The sequence below is a fragment of the Streptomyces sp. NPDC038707 genome (assembly GCF_040636485.1).
Taxonomy (GTDB): Bacteria; Actinomycetota; Actinomycetes; order Streptomycetales; family Streptomycetaceae; genus Streptomyces.
This window is the reverse complement of the sequence record NZ_JBEZUP010000017.1, coordinates 38,512-55,577: the sequence shown is the minus strand read 5'-3', so window position 1 is coordinate 55,577 and position 17,066 is coordinate 38,512. Positions and strand designations below refer to the sequence as shown.

At 74.7% G+C, this 17,066-nt stretch carries 14 protein-coding genes; 7 read left to right on the top strand and 7 right to left on the bottom strand.

The window, feature by feature from the left end:
• Positions 1-15 precede the first annotated feature (15 nt).
• Positions 16-1,392 (top strand): MFS transporter, encoded by a 1,377-nt coding sequence (locus tag AB0E62_RS23205; RefSeq protein WP_362196851.1) that lies wholly within the window; start codon positions 16-18, stop codon positions 1,390-1,392.
• Between the two features lie 50 nt (positions 1,393-1,442).
• Here AB0E62_RS23205 and AB0E62_RS23200 read toward each other — a convergent pair whose 3' ends face one another.
• From AB0E62_RS23200 to lnt, 4 genes are all read right to left on the bottom strand, one after another.
• A complete protein-coding gene (locus tag AB0E62_RS23200; RefSeq protein ID WP_362196848.1) occupies positions 1,443-3,362 on the bottom strand; it encodes a GAF domain-containing protein in 1,920 nt (639 codons plus the stop codon).
• A 122-nt stretch (positions 3,363-3,484) separates the two neighbouring features.
• The gene (locus AB0E62_RS23195) at positions 3,485-4,375 is read right to left on the bottom strand and encodes a 3-hydroxybutyrate dehydrogenase (RefSeq protein WP_362196845.1); all 891 of its coding nucleotides are present in this window, start codon (positions 4,373-4,375) and stop codon (positions 3,485-3,487) included.
• A gap of 54 nt (positions 4,376-4,429) precedes the next feature.
• Positions 4,430-4,909, bottom strand: a complete 480-nt coding sequence (locus tag AB0E62_RS23190) for an NUDIX domain-containing protein (RefSeq protein WP_362196842.1) — start codon at positions 4,907-4,909, stop codon at positions 4,430-4,432.
• Between the two features lie 148 nt (positions 4,910-5,057).
• Positions 5,058-6,668, bottom strand: a complete 1,611-nt coding sequence (gene lnt / locus AB0E62_RS23185; RefSeq protein ID WP_362196839.1) for an apolipoprotein N-acyltransferase — start codon at positions 6,666-6,668, stop codon at positions 5,058-5,060.
• A gap of 411 nt (positions 6,669-7,079) precedes the next feature.
• On the opposite strand from lnt, the gene AB0E62_RS23180 reads away from it, so the two are divergent.
• Positions 7,080-8,027 (top strand): O-antigen polymerase, encoded by a 948-nt coding sequence (locus AB0E62_RS23180; protein WP_362197156.1) that lies wholly within the window; start codon positions 7,080-7,082, stop codon positions 8,025-8,027.
• A 31-nt stretch (positions 8,028-8,058) separates the two neighbouring features.
• On the opposite strand, the gene AB0E62_RS23175 is transcribed toward AB0E62_RS23180, so the two are convergent.
• Positions 8,059-8,601: a hypothetical protein gene (locus tag AB0E62_RS23175; protein ID WP_362196836.1), complete on the bottom strand. Its 543-nt coding sequence runs from the start codon at positions 8,599-8,601 to the stop codon at positions 8,059-8,061.
• Positions 8,602-8,693: 92 nt separating this feature from the next.
• Positions 8,694-9,479 carry an aspartate/glutamate racemase family protein gene (locus AB0E62_RS23170; RefSeq protein WP_362196833.1) on the bottom strand — a complete coding sequence of 262 codons (786 nt, stop codon included), beginning with the start codon at positions 9,477-9,479 and terminating at the stop codon, positions 8,694-8,696.
• A 40-nt stretch (positions 9,480-9,519) separates the two neighbouring features.
• Between AB0E62_RS23170 and AB0E62_RS23165 the strand changes: the two genes are divergently transcribed.
• A complete protein-coding gene (locus AB0E62_RS23165; RefSeq protein ID WP_362196830.1) occupies positions 9,520-10,713 on the top strand; it encodes a glycosyltransferase in 1,194 nt (397 codons plus the stop codon).
• 22 nt (positions 10,714-10,735) lie between these two features.
• Here the strand turns inward: AB0E62_RS23165 and AB0E62_RS23160 are convergent, their stop codons facing one another.
• Complete coding sequence (locus AB0E62_RS23160; protein ID WP_362197154.1) at positions 10,736-12,001, bottom strand: TerD family protein; 1,266 nt, start codon at positions 11,999-12,001, stop codon at positions 10,736-10,738.
• A 311-nt stretch (positions 12,002-12,312) separates the two neighbouring features.
• On the opposite strand from AB0E62_RS23160, the gene AB0E62_RS23155 reads away from it, so the two are divergent.
• From AB0E62_RS23155 to AB0E62_RS23140, 4 genes are all read left to right on the top strand, one after another.
• Positions 12,313-12,756 (top strand): DUF6643 family protein, encoded by a 444-nt coding sequence (locus tag AB0E62_RS23155; RefSeq protein ID WP_362196827.1) that lies wholly within the window; start codon positions 12,313-12,315, stop codon positions 12,754-12,756.
• A gap of 44 nt (positions 12,757-12,800) precedes the next feature.
• Positions 12,801-13,631, top strand: a complete 831-nt coding sequence (locus AB0E62_RS23150) for an MOSC N-terminal beta barrel domain-containing protein (RefSeq protein ID WP_362196824.1) — start codon at positions 12,801-12,803, stop codon at positions 13,629-13,631.
• 168 nt (positions 13,632-13,799) lie between these two features.
• Positions 13,800-14,405, top strand: a complete 606-nt coding sequence (locus tag AB0E62_RS23145) for a hypothetical protein (protein WP_362196821.1) — start codon at positions 13,800-13,802, stop codon at positions 14,403-14,405.
• Between the two features lie 225 nt (positions 14,406-14,630).
• Entirely contained in the window at positions 14,631-17,066 is a 2,436-nt protein-coding gene (locus AB0E62_RS23140) for a right-handed parallel beta-helix repeat-containing protein (RefSeq protein WP_362196818.1), read from the top strand.

Sequence of the window (17,066 nt, the reverse complement as noted above, 5' to 3'; positions counted from 1 at the left end):
GAGGAAGTGGCGCACATGGCATCCGGAAACACCGCTCCCCCACCTCCCGCAAGCCTCCCGAGGATCGTCGCCGCCAGCCTCATCGGGACCACCATCGAGTGGTACGACTTCTTCCTGTACGGCTCCGCTGCCGCGCTGGTGTTCAACAAGCTGTTCTTCCCGGGCTCCGACCCGCTCGTGGGAACGCTGTTGTCGTTCCTGACGTATGCCGTCGGGTTCGCCGCCCGTCCGCTGGGGGCGCTGGTGTTCGGGCACTACGGTGACCGGCTGGGGCGCAAGAAGCTGCTGGTGCTGAGCCTGGTGCTGATGGGCGGGGCGACCTTCGCCATCGGGCTGCTGCCCACGCACGCCACCGTCGGTTCCGCCGCGCCCCTGCTGCTGACCGCGCTGCGGCTGGTGCAGGGGTTCGCCCTCGGCGGTGAGTGGGGCGGCGCCGTCCTGCTGGTGTCCGAGCACGGCGACGCGCGGCGGCGCGGCTTCTGGGCCTCGTGGCCGCAGACCGGCGCGCCCGCCGGGCAGTTGCTCGCGACCGGTGTCCTGTCGCTGCTCACCGCCGTACTGTCCGACGACGCCTTCGGCTCCTGGGGCTGGCGCATCCCCTTCCTGCTCTCCGGGGTGCTCGTGCTCGTCGGTCTGTGGATCCGGCTGTCCGTCGACGAATCGCCCGTCTTCAAGGAGGCGCTGGAGCGGGCCGAGGCGCGACGGGCGCAGGCGGACGAACAGCCGCCGCTGGTCTCGGTGCTGCGCCACCACTGGCGGGACGTGCTGGTGGCGATGGGCGCCCGGATGGCGGAGAACATCAGCTACTACGTCATCACCGCGTTCATCCTCGTCTACGCCACCACCTCGGCCGGCGTCTCCAAGCAGACGGCGCTCAACGCCGTACTCATCGGCTCCGCCGTGCACTTCGCCGTCATCCCGGCCTGGGGCGCGCTGTCCGACCGGGTCGGGCGGCGGCCGGTGTACCTGCTGGGCGCGGCCGGCGTCGGGCTGTGGATGTTCCCGTTCTTCGCGCTCGTGGACACCGGGTCGTTCGGGTATCTGATCCTGGCCGTGACCGTGGGGCTGGTGCTGCACGGCGCCATGTACGCGCCGCAGGCCGCGTTCTTCGCCGAGATGTTCGCGACCCGGATGCGGTACTCGGGTGCCTCGATCGGCGCCCAGTTCGCCTCCGTGGCGGCCGGCGCGCCCGCCCCGCTCATCGCCACCGCGCTGCTCTCCGACTACGGCAGTTCCACCCCGATCGCGCTGTACGTGATCGCCGCCACCGTGCTGACCCTGGTCGCCGTGGGGCTCGCGCGCGAGACGCGGCACCGGGATCTCGGCCGGATCGCGGACGAGGACGGCGAGCCCTCCGGCCGGCGTCCGGCCGCCCGGGCCCGGACCCGCTGACCGGCGTCTGGCCCCACGCCCCCACCGGCCGGCCCCGTGGACGGGGCCGGTCAGTGCCGTCCCGGCGTCGCCAACCGGTGCAGTGTCAACGCAAGTTGGATCTCCAGGGCGCGGTCCGGGGTCTGCCAGTCCGCGCCCAGCAGGCGGCCCACGCGCTCCAGTCGCTGGGCCACCGTGTTCACGTGGACGTGCAGCGCGTCCTTGGTGCGCGCCGGGCTCATCCCGCCCTCGAAGTAGGCGTCGAGGGTACGCACCAGCTCCGTGCCGCGCCGCTCGTCGTACGACACCACCGGGCCGATGGTCCGCTCGACGAAGCCGGCGATGTCCCGTTCGCCCGCGAGGAGCAGGCCGAGGAAACCGAAGTCCTCGGCCGCCGCGCCGTCCCCGGCCCGGCCCAGCAGGCGCAGCGCGTCCAGGCAGCGGCGGCCCTCGGCGTAGGCGGCGGCCACGGTCTCGGGATGCCGGGCGAGGTCGGTGACGGGTGCCGAGGCACCGACCGTCACCGGCTGGTGGACGGCCGTGCCCAGGTGGCGGGCGGTGCGGCGGGCCACCTCGGTGGCGGTGTCGCCGGCGTCGAGCGGCAGCAGCAGGACGGTGCCGCCGTCGCGGGCCGCGGCCAGCCCGCGCCGGGTCGCGGCCAGATGGGAGGCGGCGGACCACAGCCGGCGGCGGGCCGCGGCCTCCTCGTCGGCGTCGGCCGCCGGGCCGTCGAGGCGGGCGGCGAGGACGACGTGGGTGGCGTCCAGGTCGGCCTGGAGGCGGCCGGCGCGTTCGCGCAGCAGCCGCGGGTCCCGGTCGCGCGCGTCGAGCAGGTCGTCCAGCAGTTCGCCGCGCACCCGCTGTTCGGCCTCGGCGGCGGAGCGGCGGGCGAGCAGCAGCAGGGAGGTGACCATCGCCGCCCGCTCCAGGGTCCGCTGGTCGACCGGGTCCAGACCGGGGTGGCCGCGCAGGACCAGGGCGCCGAGGAGTTCGCCGCCCGCGGCCACCGCGGCGATCCAGTCCTTGCCGTGCCGTACGGCGTGTCCCTCGGCGCGGGACGTCTCCAGCGCCTCGGCCGGTGCCGCCGCGGCCTCGGTGAACGTCACGGTGCCGTCGAGGACCTGGGAGACGGCGGCGGCCACGTCGTGGACCCCGCCGCCGCGCAGGACGAGCTGGGCGAGCCGGTCGTGGACCTCCGACGCCCGCTCGATGACGGCGCTGCGGTCCCGGATGATCTCGTTGGCGCGCTCCAGGCCGGCCAGGGCGGAGCGGGTCTCGGTGAGCAGGTTGGCGGTGTCGATGGCCGCCGCGGCGAGTGCGGCGAAGGAGCCGAGCAGGGCGATCTGCCCGCGTTCGAAGACGCGCGCCCGCCGGTCGGCCGCGAACAGGACGCCGATGACGTGCGGGCCGAGCATCAGGGGCACGCCGAGGATGGCGACCAGGCCCTCGTCGCGGACGCCGGCGTCGATGGCGTGGGTGTGCTGGAAGCGGCCGTCCTCGAAGTAGTCGTCGGTGACGTACGGCCGCGCGGTCTGGGCGACGAGCCCGCCGAGCCCCTCCCCCATGCCGAGCCGCAGTTGCTGGAAGCGGGCGGAGACGGAGCCCTCGGTGACACGCATGTAGGTGTCGCCGCGGGCCGGGTCGTTGAGGCTGAGGTAGGCGACGTCCGTGCCGAGCAGGGAGCGGGCGCGCTGCACGATCGCCTGGAGGACGGCGTCCACGTCGCGCAGTCCGGCGAGGTCGTGGGCGGTCTCGAAGAGCGCCGAGAGTTCCGCCTCGCGCCGCCGCCTGCCCTCCAGCTCGGCGCGCACGCGCAGGGCGAGCAGTCTGGCCTCCTCCAGCGCGGCGATCCGGCCGGCCGGCTCGGCGGCGGCCCGGGCGCGCAGGACGGGCTGCTCGAAGGCCTCGACGGAGGCGTCGCGGGCGAGCAGGTCGAGATACGGCGCCTCGGCGCTGCCGGTGGGTGCCGGCGGGAGGTGATCGAGGGACATGGTCACAGGATTCCGTATCGGCCACCGGCCCGGCAGGCCTGTGGAAAACTCCCGCAGCGGGTGGGACCGGGCCGGTCGGCGGGATCGTCTGCCCGCCGTCCGGAACGAGCGCGGCGGACCGGTCAGTGGGCCGTCCAGCCGCCGTCCAGGACGAGTGAGGTACCGGTGACGAAGGACGCCTGCGGGCTGCACAGATAGGCCACGGCCTCGGCGACCTCGGCGGGCTCGATGAGCCGTCGCAGCGCGCTGTCCTTCAGCAGCACCTCGGAGACCACCCGTTCCTCGGGGATGCCGTGCGCCCGCGCCTGGTCGGCGATCTGCTTCTCGACCAGTGGGGTGCGCACATAGGCCGGGTTCACACAGTTGGAGGTCACACCATGGGCGGCGCCCTCCAGGGCGGCCGTCTTGGACAGTCCCTCGAGACCGTGTTTGGCGGCCACATAGGCGGCCTTGAAGGCCGAGGCGCGCAGACCATGGACGGAGGACACGTTCACGATCCGGCCCCAACCCTGTGCGTACATGTGCGGGAGGGCGCCGCGGATGAGGCGGAAGGGCGCTTCCAGCATCACCGTCAGCACCGTGTGGAACACCTCGGGCGGGAAGTCCTCGATGGGCCGTACCAGTTGCAGTCCCGCGTTGTTGACCAGCACGTCCGTGCCGGCCGCGGCGCGTTCGGCGGCGTCCAGGTCGGTGAGGTCCACGACCATCGGGACGACGGTGCCCGCGAGGTCGCCGGTCCGCTCCGCCTCCCGGGCCAGCTCGTCCAGTCCGGCCGCGTCCCGGTCGACGGCGCGCACCTCGGCCCCGGCGGCGGCCAGCCGCAGGGCGCAGGCGCGGCCGATGCCACTGGCGGCCCCGGTGACGAGCGCCCTGCGGCCGCCGAGGTCGAGGGCGAGGGCCTGCGGCCGGGGCCCGGGGCCGGGCCGGGAGGGGGAACCGGAGGGCGGCACGGAACCGGAGGGTGAGGCGGCATCTGCCGGGGAGGCGGCGGGCAGGGGGGTGGGCGAGGTCATATGCCGACCCTACGAGGGGGCCCACCGTCACCACATATGGTCACCCCCCATACTTCAGCCGGAAGTCATAGGGTCGAACCATGTGGGTGCATCGCACATGGCCTGCTTGATCCGGAAGAGGGCGAACTCGTTCAGTTCGGGCAGCGCGTCCACCGCGAACCAGCCGACCTCCAGCGACTCGTCGTCGTTGACCCGGGCCTCGCCGCCCACCGCCCGGCAGCGGAGGGTGATGTCCATGTACTGGCAGGTGTCGCCGTTGAGGTAGGTGATCGGCGGCAGTGCCTGGACCAGGACCACCCGCTCGGCCACGCAGTGCACGGCCGTCTCCTCGAAGACCTCTCGTACCGCGCAGGCCGCGGGCTGCTCGCCCGGCTCCGGGATGCCGCCGATCACCGACCACTTGCGCGTGTCCGACCGCCGGCCGAGCAGCACCCGGCCGTCGTCGTCGAAGACGATCGCGGTGATCCCGGGCAGCCAGATCAGCTGCTGCCCGGCGGAGGCCCTGAGCGTGCGGAGGAATTCGGGGATAGCCATGATCCGACCCTAACGGCCGAGACCCGGCAGCCCGGCCGGCTTCCCGGTCGTACGACCGTCGTACCGGGGCGCCCAGCAGGCCCGGGGTCGTCCAGCGGGCCGTACCGCGGACGTACGGCGACGCCCGGCAGCGGGCCGGGCCGGCCGCCTACGCCTCGCCGGCCCGCCGGGCGCGCAGGCCGGAGCCGATCGCCCAGCCGATCCCGCCCGCGGCGACCAGCACCAGCGCCGTCTCCGGGAGGACACCCAGCTCGGTGGCGGGGGTCGTGGACGTGCGCAGCGGCACCTTCTGCACCAGGTAGGCGGGCACGAACATGCCGGTCTTCCGGGTGATCCGGCCGTCGGGCAGGATGACGGCGCTGACTCCGCTGGTCACCGGCACGGTCACGGTGCGGCTGTGCTCGACGGCGCGGACGCGGGACATGGCGAGCTGCTGGTAGGTCATCTCGCTGCGGTCGAAGGTGGCGTTGTTGCTCGGCACGGAGATCATCTCCGCGCCGTGCGTCACCGTGTCGCGCACGGCCCAGTCGAACGCTGCCTCGTAGCAGGTGGCCAGGCCCACCTTCGTACCGGCGATGTCGAACACACCCGGCCCGGTGCCCCGGCTGAAGTCCTGGTGGACCATCTCGGTCCAGCTCTTGTTGATCGTGCCGACCAGCGAGCGCAGCGGGAGGAACTCGCCGAAGGGCTGGATCTGCCGCTTGTCGTAGGTCTGCGTGGGTCCCTTGACCGGGTCCCAGAGGATCTGCTCGTTGAGCAGCTTGCCGTCCCGCTCCACCACGCCGCCGACGGAGACGGGTACCCCGATGTCCTCGGCCGCCTGCTCGATGACGGCGGCGGCGTCCGGGTACTCGAAGGGGTCGATGTCGGAGGAGTTCTCGGGCCACAGGACGTAGTCGGGCCGGGCGGCCTTGCCGGCCCGGACGTCGGCGGCGAGCTTGTGGGTCTCGCGCGCGTGGTAGTCGAGCACGGCACGCCGCTGGGCGTTGAACTCCAGTCCGGCGCGCGGCACGTTGCCCTGGATCACCGCCACGGTCGCGGTGCCGTTCTCCGCCTCGTCGCTCACCAGCGCGCGGGCCGCGACCGCGCCCGCCACGGGGACCGCGACGCTCAGCAGCGCGGCGGTCGCGGCGGCGCGCCGTACGGTCCGGGTCCGCCGCCGCTCGGCGAGCAGCCGTCCGGCCTCGTACAGGCCGAAGCCGCACAGGACGACCGCGAAACCGAGCACGGGAGTGCCGCCCACCGCGGCGAGCGGCAGGAAGACGCCGTCCGCCTGGCCGAAGGCGATCTTGCCCCAGGGAAAGCCGCCGAAGGGCACCCGCGCGCGTGCCGCCTCGCCCGCCGTCCACAGCGCGGCGGCCCACACCGGCCAGGCGGGCAGCCGGGTGACGGCGGCGACGCCGACGCCGACCAGTGCGACGAAGACCGCCTCCGCGGCGACCAGGGCCAGCCAGGGCAGCGGACCGACCTCCACGCTGGTCCACACCAGCAGCGGCAGCAGGAAGCCCAGCCCGAAGAGGTAGCCGAGGCCGAGCGCGGCCTTCCAGCTCCGGCCGCGCAGCACCCAGGCGAGACCGGCGAACGCGGGCAGGGCCAGCCACCACAGGGTGCGCGGCGGGAAGCTGACGTAGAGCAGCACTCCGCAGAGCACGGCGGCGGCGGCCGGGACCAGGCGCAGCAATCGGCCACGGCGCGCCGACGACGCGGGGCGCGGCTCCAGCTGGTCCGGCTGGTCCACGGAGGTTGCGGTGACGGTCACCCGGGTGAGTGTACGGCGGCCGGCGTCACCGCGGACAGCACGGTCCGGCACCGGTCCGCCGGAGATCGTCGCTGGTGGGCGGCGTTTCGCGGGCACCGTGTGCCGACCGCCCGGGCGCGCTTCCCCGCACCGGGGCAGCCGGCCGCCCGCCCGCCGGGGCCCGCCGGGACGGGCGACGGAGCGGCGGAATCATGCCGTTTCTCCGCGTACCGTCCCCAAAGCGGTCCCCAGCCGTTACGGTGTGCCCAGCCTCGGCGGCCCGGCCGGAACCGGCCCGCGGCCGGGGGCTGCCAAGGTCGGGGGACCGGGTACGAGGGGCGACGGGTGGGGTCGACGGGGACGCAGTCCGTGACCGGTGCGTACGGTGCGGACGCCTACGGCGTGCGAAGAAACGTTTCCGACGGGACGGGGATGCTCCTGCTGGGGGCCTGTGCGGGGTGGTCGCTGATCACCGCGGCGGCCCAGGGCGGGCGGCCGGAGGGCGTGCTGCTCGCCGTGCTCGCGCTGGCCGCCGGGTATGCCGGGGGCCGGGTCTCCGGTGCGCTGCTGCCGGTGGCCGCGCCGTGCGCCGGCGCGGCGGCGGGGCTGGTGCTGGCGGTGGCGCTGCCCGGGCTCTCCCCCGGTCCCTGGTACGGCGGCCCGCTCGGGGCCGCCGGCGGCACGGCCGCGCTGCTGGCCCTGGCTGCCGGGGCCGCGTGCTGTGCGGCCTGGGCGTCGGGCGTACCGGCGCACCGGCTCGGGCTGGCGGCGCTGGCCTGCGCCACCGTGCCGGCCGGGCTGGTGCTGGGGTCGGCGGCCGGCTGCGTGGCCGGCGGCGCCGTCCTGCTGTGTGCGCTGGCCGCGGGCTCGGCGCACGGCCGGGGCCGGTGGCTGGCGGGGCTGGCGGGAGCGGCGGGCCTGGTGTCGGCCGGGCTCTGGGCGGTCACCACGGGCGCGCTGCCCGGCGGGCTCGCGGAGGCGGTCGGCGGCTGGTTCCCCGCGCACCGGGTGCCGCAGTGGCAGGACGCCCTGCGGCTGGCGGACCACCACCTCGCGCTGGGCGTGGGTCCCGGCCGGTTCGGCGCGCCGCCCGGCGTCGGCGGGACGCTGCCGGCCGACGGCAAGCCGCACTCGGCACCGTTGCAGCAGGCGGCCGAGCAAGGGCTGGTCGGAGTTGTCCTGCTGGCCGCGGTGTTCTGCTGGGTCCTGTACGCGCTGTGGCGCACCGCGCGCCCCACGCCGGTCGCGCTCACCGCGGGCGCGGCCCTGACGGCGCTGGCCGCTCTGGCCTCGGTGAGCAACGCGCTGAGCTTCACCCCGGTGACGGCGGGCGCCGGTCTCCTGGCGGGCTGGGCCACGGCCCGGCCGTGGTCGACGTGAACACGCCCGAGCGCCCCGGGAACGGCGGACGCTAGCCCGCCGTTCCCGGCCTGATCGTGGTGAGCCGGTCCCGGATGAGCCGGACCGCGGACTCCGCGTTGTCCACGGTGATCGTGAACGTATGGCCGTCCCACAGGCGCAGCACGATGCCCTCGCCCCGGCGGACGACGACGGCGGTGCCCTTCTCGGGGCGCCAGCGGTAGCCCCAGCCGCCCCAGTGCCGGGGGGTGACATGGGCGGTGAAGTCGGCGCCGGCCACATGGGAGAGCGGGATGCGGCGGCGCGGCAGCCCGATGTGGCCGCAGCGCACTTCCAGGCACTCGCGGTCGAGCTTGAGGTCGACGTGGACGAAGGCGAGCGTGCCGAAGAGCACCAGCAGGCCGGCCGCGATGCAGCCGACGACGGACATCACCAGCGCGGCGATGCCGGACGTCCAGGCGGAGTCCACGGCCAGCTCGATGCCGAGCGCCAGGCAGGCGGCGCCGACGAGCGCGAACAGCCACTGCACCCGGTTGGTGGCGCGTCCCTTCCAGACCGGGGGGAGCTTTCCGTCGGCGTCGGGGTGGTCCCTCATAGGCACGAGGTTACCCGGGTTTCACCGCCCGGGGGAGGATGTAGCGCACGGTGAACGGCCCGGCGGCGCACGGCGGGTGCCCGCCCCGCCGGTCAGCGGACGGGGGTGACGGCGCGCAGGAAGCGGCCTTCGTCGTAGGACAGCGCCGTGTCCGGGAGGGTCGCCTCGCGGCCGCTCAGCAGCACGGTGAGGGTGGTGTCGGCGGCGGCCTCCGGAGCCGGTTCCACGCCGATCCGGCGCAGCGCCTGGGCGGCCACCGCCCCGGCGCTGCCGTGCAGCACGAGCGGCGGGCGGCCGGGCCGCTGGACGGCCGCGCGGATCCGCTCGGCGACCAGCTCGTAGTTGGTGCAGCCCAGGACGAGTGTGGTCACGTCGTCCGGGGTGCGGGCGGCGGCCGAGGCGATCGCGGCGTCGATCGCGGCGTCGTCGGCGTGGTGCACGGCGTCCGCGAGGCCGGGGCAGGCCACCTCGGCGACGGCCACCCCGTCGGCGAACCGCTCGATCAGGTCGCGCTGGTAGGCGCTGCCCGTGGTGGCAGGGGTCGCCCAGATCGCCACGGGCCCGCCGCCCGCGGCGGCCGGCTTGATCGCCGGAACGGTGCCGATGACCGGCAGCCGCGGCTCGAAGCGCGCCCGCATCGCAGGCAGGGAGTGCACGGAGGCGGTGTTGCACGCGACGATCAGCACATCGGGCTCGTGCGCGGCGGCGGCCTCGGCGACGGCGAGGGCCCGCTCGGTGATGTCTTCGGGGGTGCGCGGTCCCCACGGCATGCCGTCCGGGTCCCAGGACAGCACCAGATCCGCGTCGGGCCGCAGCCGGCGTACCGCGGCGGCGGCGGGGAGCAGGCCGATTCCGGAGTCCATGAGCGCGATCTTCACCCGGCCACGATAGACGATGCCTTCTCGCGGGCCCGCTCCGGTGGGGCAGACTGCCGCCGTGAACGCGTACTTGTGGATCACCGTCGTATCACTGGCCGCCTGGGTCTGGCTGCTGCTCGGCCAGGGCTTCTTCTGGCGCACCGACGTCCGGCTGCCGCCGCGCCGGGAACCGGAGGCGTGGCCGTCGGTCTGCGTGGTCGTACCGGCCCGGGACGAGGCCGCCGTGCTGCCGGACAGCCTGCCGTCGCTGCTGGCGCAGGACTATCCGGGGCGGGCCGAGGTCTTCCTGGTGGACGACGGCAGCGCGGACGGCACCGGGGAGCTGGCCCGCGAGCTGTCCCGGCGGCACGGCGGGCTGCCGCTGACGGTGGGCTCGCCCGGTGAGCCGCCGGCGGGCTGGACGGGCAAGCTGTGGGCGGTGCGGTACGGCATCGGGCTGGCCCGCGCGCGTGGGCCGGAGTACCTGCTGCTGACGGACGCGGACATCGCGCACGCGCCGGACAGCCTGCGCGAGCTGGTGGCGGCGGCCGAGGCCGGCGGCTTCGACGTGGTGTCGCAGATGGCGCGGCTGCGGGTGGCGAGCCTGTGGGAGCGGCTGGTGGTGCCGGCGTTCGTGTACTTCTTCGCGCAGCTGTATCCCTTCCGGTGGATCGGCCGGAGGGGCTCGCGTACGGCCGCGGCGGCGGGCGGCTGTGTGCTGCTGCGGGCGGGCATGGCCAGGAAGGCGCGCGTCCCGGACGCCATCCGGCACGCCGTGATCGACGACGTGGCGCTGGCGCGCGCGGTGAAGGGCGCGGGCGGCCGTGTCTGGCTGGGACTGGCCGACCGGGTGGACAGCGTGCGTCCCTATCCCCGCCTGGGCGACCTGTGGCGGATGGTCTCGCGCAGCGCCTACGCCCAGCTGCGGCACAACCCCCTGCTGCTCCTGGGTACGGTCGCCGGGCTGGCGCTGGTGTACCTGGTGCCGCCGGCCGCCGTGGCCGTGGGCGCGGCCGGCGGCGACGCGGCGACCGCACTGGCCGGGGCGGCGGCCTGGGCGGTGATGGCGGGCACGTATCTGCCGATGCTGCGCTACTACGGGCAGCCGCTGTGGCTCGCGCCGCTGTTGCCGTTCACCGCGTTCCTGTACCTGCTGATGACGGTCGACTCCGCCGTGCAGCACTACCGCGGGCGCGGGGCGGCCTGGAAGGGCCGTACCTACGCCCGCCCGGACGCCGTGCCCGACGAGGGCTGAAGCCCTCTCGCCCGCCCGCGGGTCACTTGCGGCCGGGTGTCCAGTTCATGCCCCAGTCGTAGGCGCGGTCCACGGTCCGCTGGGGGCTCGTTCCGCGCTCGGGCACCAGGTACCGCGCCTCGCGCTGGACGAGCAGGTCGCCGCCGGTGTTGGTGATCAGGGCGAGCGCGCACACCGGGGAGGCGACGGTGCACTCGTCCAGCGAGAACTCGATGGGGGCGCCGTGCTGGGGCTGGAGGGTGACGGTGGCGTGCAGGTCGGCGAAGGAACGGGCGCCTTCGTAGATGGTGACGAAGACGAGGATGCGCCGGAAGTCGCGCGTGTGGTCGAGGTTGACGGTGAGGTTCTCGCCGCGGGCCGCGGCTCCGGTGCGGTCGTCGCCGTCGAGATGGATGTACGGCGGGCGGTGCAGCGAGCCGAAGGCGTTGCCGAGGGCCTGGACGACTCCCTTGTGGCCGTCGGCGAGTTCGTACAGCGCGCACAGGTCGAGGTCGATGCCGCCCTGGCCGCTCAGCCGGCCGAGCCAGCCGGTGGGCTGCTTGGTCAGCTGCCAGTTGAGGTTCACCCGCAGGGCGCCGGAGGTGCCGCCCTGTTTGGCCAGCGAGACGGACGGGGCCGCCTTGGTGAGCGTGACCTTGGACAGCCGGACCGGCTGGGCCGCGGGCGGCGGGGGCGGGACCGCGGCGGGCCGGGACGGCGTGGCCGGGACCGCCGCGGGAGGGGGCGGCGGGGTACGGGGGGCCGCCGCCGCGGGGGGCGCGGCGTGCTGGGGTTCGTCGACGGTGATGCCGAAGTCCGTCGCCAGTCCTTCGAGTCCGCTGTCGTAGCCCTGGCCGACCGCCCGGAACTTCCAGCCGCCCTGGCGGCGGTAGAACTCGCCGAGCACGAAGGCCGTCTCCACCGTCGCGCCGGTGCTGTCGAAGCGGGCGACCACCTGCCCCGAGGCGGCGTCGGTCACCTCGATGTAGAGGTCCGGTACCCGCCCGAACGCGCCGCCGTCGGTGGAGGCGGCGAGGACGATCCGCTCGATGTCGCCCTCCACGCGCGCGAGATCGGCCAGCAGGGTGTCGATGACCCGGCCGCCGGCCGTCCGCTTGCCCTCGTGGCGTACGGCGCCGGAGGGGTGGGCGGGCTGGTTGTAGAAGACGAAATCCGCGTCAGAGCGGACTCTTCCGGAGGCGAGCAGCAGCGCCGAGGCGTCGGCGTCGGGCACCCCGGGACCGGAGCGCCAGCCCAGTTCGACGCGCAGTGCCGTGGCCGGCACCTGTGTGTTGGACCCTTTCGGCATTGACATGTCCGCCCCCATCGCGTGTTCGGCTCGGCGGGTTTCGTCCTTCGGTCCGGATCTTCCCGGCCCGTGCGATCCCTTCCGCACAACCTATTCCGGGTCCCGGCGCGTGTGCAGGAACGGCACAGGAAGATCGCCGGTCAACCGCCGGTAACACCGGAGGAACACGGCCTTTACACGATCCAAACGTCGACTGGCGCCCCTTTTTGCCACGTTCGCTCGGATTGGGGATCCAAGGTTCCTGACGACACGGAAAACAACCCTCTTATCGGTCTCCCCAACCAGCACATCGTGGGCTTAACTTATGTGCCATGACCTCCCCCCGCTCCACTTATGGTGGCGGCTACTACTCCGCCTCCTTCAAGGAGACCCCGATCTACGACTCGCTCGTCGCCGAGCGTGGCACTCCGCAGATCGCCCCGATCAGGGTCCCCGCCGCTTACGACACGGGCAGCAGCCTGCCCGCCCTGCCGTCGGCCCTGCCCGCCCTCCCGGCGGCCCCGTCCGCGCAGCAGCCCCCGGCCTACGGCTATCCGCAGGCGCCGCAGCCCGCACCGCTGCAGCAGGCGCCCACGGCGTACATCCCGCAGCAGGCGAGCGCCCCCCGCGGCTATCCCGGCCCGCAGGCCCCGCAGCAGCAGCGGCCGATGGCGGGAGGCAACGGCTACGAGGCGATGCGCCCGGCCGCGCCGCGTCCCGCGCAGGCTCCCTACCAGGATCCGTACAACAACCAGCAGCAGTACCGCGGCTACTGACGGCGGGCTCCCGGCTGTCGGTGCCGCCTGGCACGATGGACGGCATGGGAAACGCCGTAGTGCAGTCGATCCACGTCCATCCGGTCAAGGCGTTCCGGGGTGTCTCGCCCCGGACGGCCGTGGTGGAGCCCTGGGGCCTGGCCGGTGACCGCCGCTGGACGTTGATCGACGACGGGGGAAAGGTCGTCACACAGCGCGAGTCGCCGCGCCTGGCACTGGCCGCCGCCGAGCCTCTGGCCGGCGGCGGCGTCCGTCTGTCCGCACCCGGCCGACAGCCGCTGACGGTCGAGGTGCCGGAGCCCGCCGAGACCATCCCGGTGGACGTGTTCCGCACGAAGGTCGAGGCGGTCCCGGCCGCCGCGGCGGCGCACGCCTGGTGCAGCGCCTACCTGGGCACCGAGGTCCGCCTGGTCCACATGGACGATCCGGCCGTCCGCCGCCCGGTCGTTCCCGAGTACGCCCTGCCCGGCGAGACGGTGAACTTCGCCGACGGCTTCCCGGTGCTGGTCACCACGGTGGCCTCGCTGGACGCGCTGAACTCCCTGATAGCCGGGGGGCCGCACGCCCAGGAGGGCCCGCTTCCCATGAACCGGTTCCGGCCCAACCTCGTCATCGCCGGCACCGAGCCCTGGGCCGAGGACGACTGGACCCGGATCTCCGTCGGTGACGTGGTCCTCCGGGTCGCCCGGCCGAGCGCGCGGTGCGTGGTGACCACCACCGACCAGGACACCGCCGCCCGTGGCCGGGAACCCCTGTTCACCCTGGCACGCCACCGCAAGGACGGCGGGAAGGTGCTGTTCGGGCAGAACCTCGTGCCCCTCGCCCCCGGCACCGTGCGCGTCGGCGACCCGGTTCGTGTGCTCGCCCGGCGTTGATCCGGCGGACCGGGAACAGGGGGCCGCGGTCCGGTCGTTGAGGGTGCGTGAGGATGTCGTGAGAGACCGCGTACGTCGCAGGTCACGGCGCCGGTGACGCCGCACTCGCCCGGTCCGGGCCGGGGCGGGCACCGCCGCCGTGGGTGGTGACGGACCGGAAGGGGGGACATGCGGGCACTCAGCGGACTGTGGCGCTGGCGGAACAACCCGCTGCGTCGCGCGACCGATCTGGCCGAGGCGTGGGTGGCCCTCGTCGCGCTGCTGCTGATCGCCGTGGCCGCGCCCCTGACGGGCTGGCTGGTCGGCAGGACCGCCCAGGACGCGCTTCAGCAATCCGCGCGGCGCCAGCAGCACGCGCGCCATCTGGTGCGGGCCACGGTGGTGCGGGAGCTGGGCGGCGCCCTGCCCGGGACCGGTGCCGAGTCGGTCTCCGCGCGCGAGAGCCGCAGCCGGGTCCTGGCGTACTGGAGGGCACCGGACGGCACCCGGCGGCAGGGCCCGGTCCTCGCGGACCTGAGGTCACCGCACCGCGGGGACCACTTCAGGCTGTGGACCGACCGGCGGGGCCGGCTGACCGCCCGCCCGCTGGACTCGGCCACGGCGACGGCGCACGCCGCGCTCGCGGGGCTCGGGGCGGCCCTGCTGACCGCGGCCCTGGCCGAGACCGGCCGGCGGGTGACCGTATGGCGTCTGGTCCGGCGGCGGTACGCACGCTGGGACGAGGCGTGGGACCGGGCCGGCCCGGACTGGGGCAGGGCGGGCACCAACAGCTGACGGCGCCGAGGCTCCGGTCAACCGGGCGCACCCGTACGCGCTACGGTGGACCGGCCGGAGCGCCGTCGGCGACGCCGCGTGGGTGCGTGGTCCTCCGGGGCGGGTCGGTTCCCGGGAGCGCGCACGCGCGCCGGCGGGCCGGGCGCGACCGCGGTCCGGCACCGGCGACAGCGCCCCGACGGGCGGCGGGCCATCAGGACGAAGAGGTGGGGGCACAGCAACGCCATGGCACAGGGCACGGTCCAGGTGACGCACACCGGTACATCGCGGTGGCGGCGCCGCACGGGTGAGTACGCGTCGCTCGCCGCCGCCCTGGAGGCCGCCGCCGACGGCGACGTCCTCACCATCGCCCCCGGCACCTACCGGGAGAACCTCGTCATACACCGGTCGGTGACGCTGCGCGGCTCGGAGGGCTCGGCCGGTTCGGTGCGGATCGCGCCCGTGGACGGGGTCCCGCTCACCGTGCGGGCCTCGGCGGTGGTACGGGACGTGCACGTGGAGGGCCAGGACGCGGCGGCGCCCGCGCTGCTGGTCGAGGAGGGCACTCCCGAGCTGACGGACGTGCGGATCGTCACCCGGTCCGCCGTCGGCATCGAGGTGCGCGGCGGTGCCCGCCCGACCGTGCGCCGGTGCACCGTCGACAACCCGGCCGGCGTCGGCATCGCCGTACTCGACGCCGGCGGCGGGGTGTTCGAGGACTGCGAGGTCGTCGCGGCCGGACAGGCGGGCGTGGCGGTCCGCGGCGGGGCCCGGCCGCGGCTGGAGCGCTGCCGGGTGCACCACGCCTTCGGCACCGGACTCACGGTGACCGGGGAGAACACCGCGCTGGAGGCGGTGGGCTGCGAGGTGTACGAGGTGCGCGGCGCCGGGGTGCAGGTCGGCCAGCGGGCCACCGCGCAGCTGACCGACTGCGAGGTGCACCGCACCGCCGCCGACGGCATCACGCTGGACACCGACGCGGTGCTCACGCTCGCCGACTGCCGGCTGCACGACGTCCCGGAGAACGCGGTCGACCTGCGCTCCCGTTCGGTGCTCACGCTGACCCGGACGACGGTGCGCCGGTTCGGGCGCAACGGCCTGTCGGTGTGGGACCCGGGAACCCGGGTGGACGCCCATCAGTGCGAGATCTCCGACAGCACCGGCGACTACCCGGCGGTGTGGGTGAGCGACGGCGCCACCGCGGTGCTCGACTCCTGCCGGGTGCACGACGTGCCGGACGCGCTGTTCGTCCTGGACCGCGGCTCCCGCGCGGACGTCGTCGACAGCGACCTGTCTCAGGTGCGCAACACGGCCGTGTCGGTGAGCGACGGGGCGACCGCCCAACTGGACGACTGCCGGATCCGGGAGGCGGCCACCGGCGCCTGGTTCCGTGACCACGGCAGCGGCGGCACGCTGAACAACTGCACCGTGGAGGACACCCAGACGGGAGTGATCGTCACCAAGGGCGCCGACCCGGTCATCGAGCGCTGCGCGGTCGGCTCCCCCGCCGAAGCCGGTTTCTACGTCTCCGCGGGCGGCCGGGGCAGCTTCCTGAACTGCCGGGTCACCGGCAGCGGGGGCTACGGCTTCCATGTGATCGACGGCTGCCGCACGACCCTGCGCAGGTGCCGTACGGAACGCTGCGCGCGCGGTGGGTACGAGTTCGCCGACGGCGGTCCGGACGCGGCCCCGGGGACGGGGCCGGTCGTGGAGGACTGCACCAGCGACGAGAGCGCCGCCCGGACGCCGGCGGTGCCGGAGCCGGCCGTGCAGCCGGTGACGCAGTCCCCGGGCCTGCTGGGCACCCTGCCCGGCCGGCGGGCGGCGGAGCCGGAACCGCCCGCCCCCGGGGCGGCACCGGGCGGACCGCACCGGTCGCCGAAGGACGTGCTCGGCGAACTCGACGCGCTGGTGGGGCTGGAGAGCGTCAAGCGCGAGGTGCGGGCGCTGACCGACATGATCGAGGTGGGCCGGCGCCGGCAGCGGGCGGGCCTGAAGGCGGCCTCGGTCAAGCGGCACCTGGTCTTCACCGGCTCCCCCGGCACCGGGAAGACCACCGTCGCCCGGCTGTACGGCGAGATCCTCGCCTCGCTGGACGTGCTGGAGAAGGGCCACCTGGTGGAGGTGTCCCGGGTCGACCTGGTCGGCGAGCACATAGGGTCCACGGCCATCCGCACCCAGGAGGCCTTCGAACGGGCGCGCGGCGGCGTGCTGTTCATCGACGAGGCGTACGCGCTGTCCCCGCAGGACGCCGGGCGGGACTTCGGCAAGGAGGCCATCGACACCCTGGTGAAGCTGATGGAAGACCACCGGGACGAGGTGGTGGTGATCGTCGCCGGGTACACCGCGGAGATGGAGCGCTTCCTCTCCGTCAACCCGGGAGTGGCTTCCCGCTTCTCCCGCACCATCACCTTCGGCGACTACGGCCCCGAGGAACTGCTGCGGATCGTGCGGCAGCAGGCCGACGAGCACGAGTACCGGGTGACGCCGGGCGCCGCGGAGGCGCTGCTGACGTACTTCGCGGCGATCCCGAAGGGCCCGGCGTTCGGCAACGGCCGTACGGCCCGGCAGACGTTCGAGGCGATGGTGGAGCGGCACGCGAGCCGCGTGGCGCAGCTCCCCGACCCGAGCACCGACGACCTGACCCTGCTCTACGCGGAGGACCTGCCGGAGCTGCCCTGA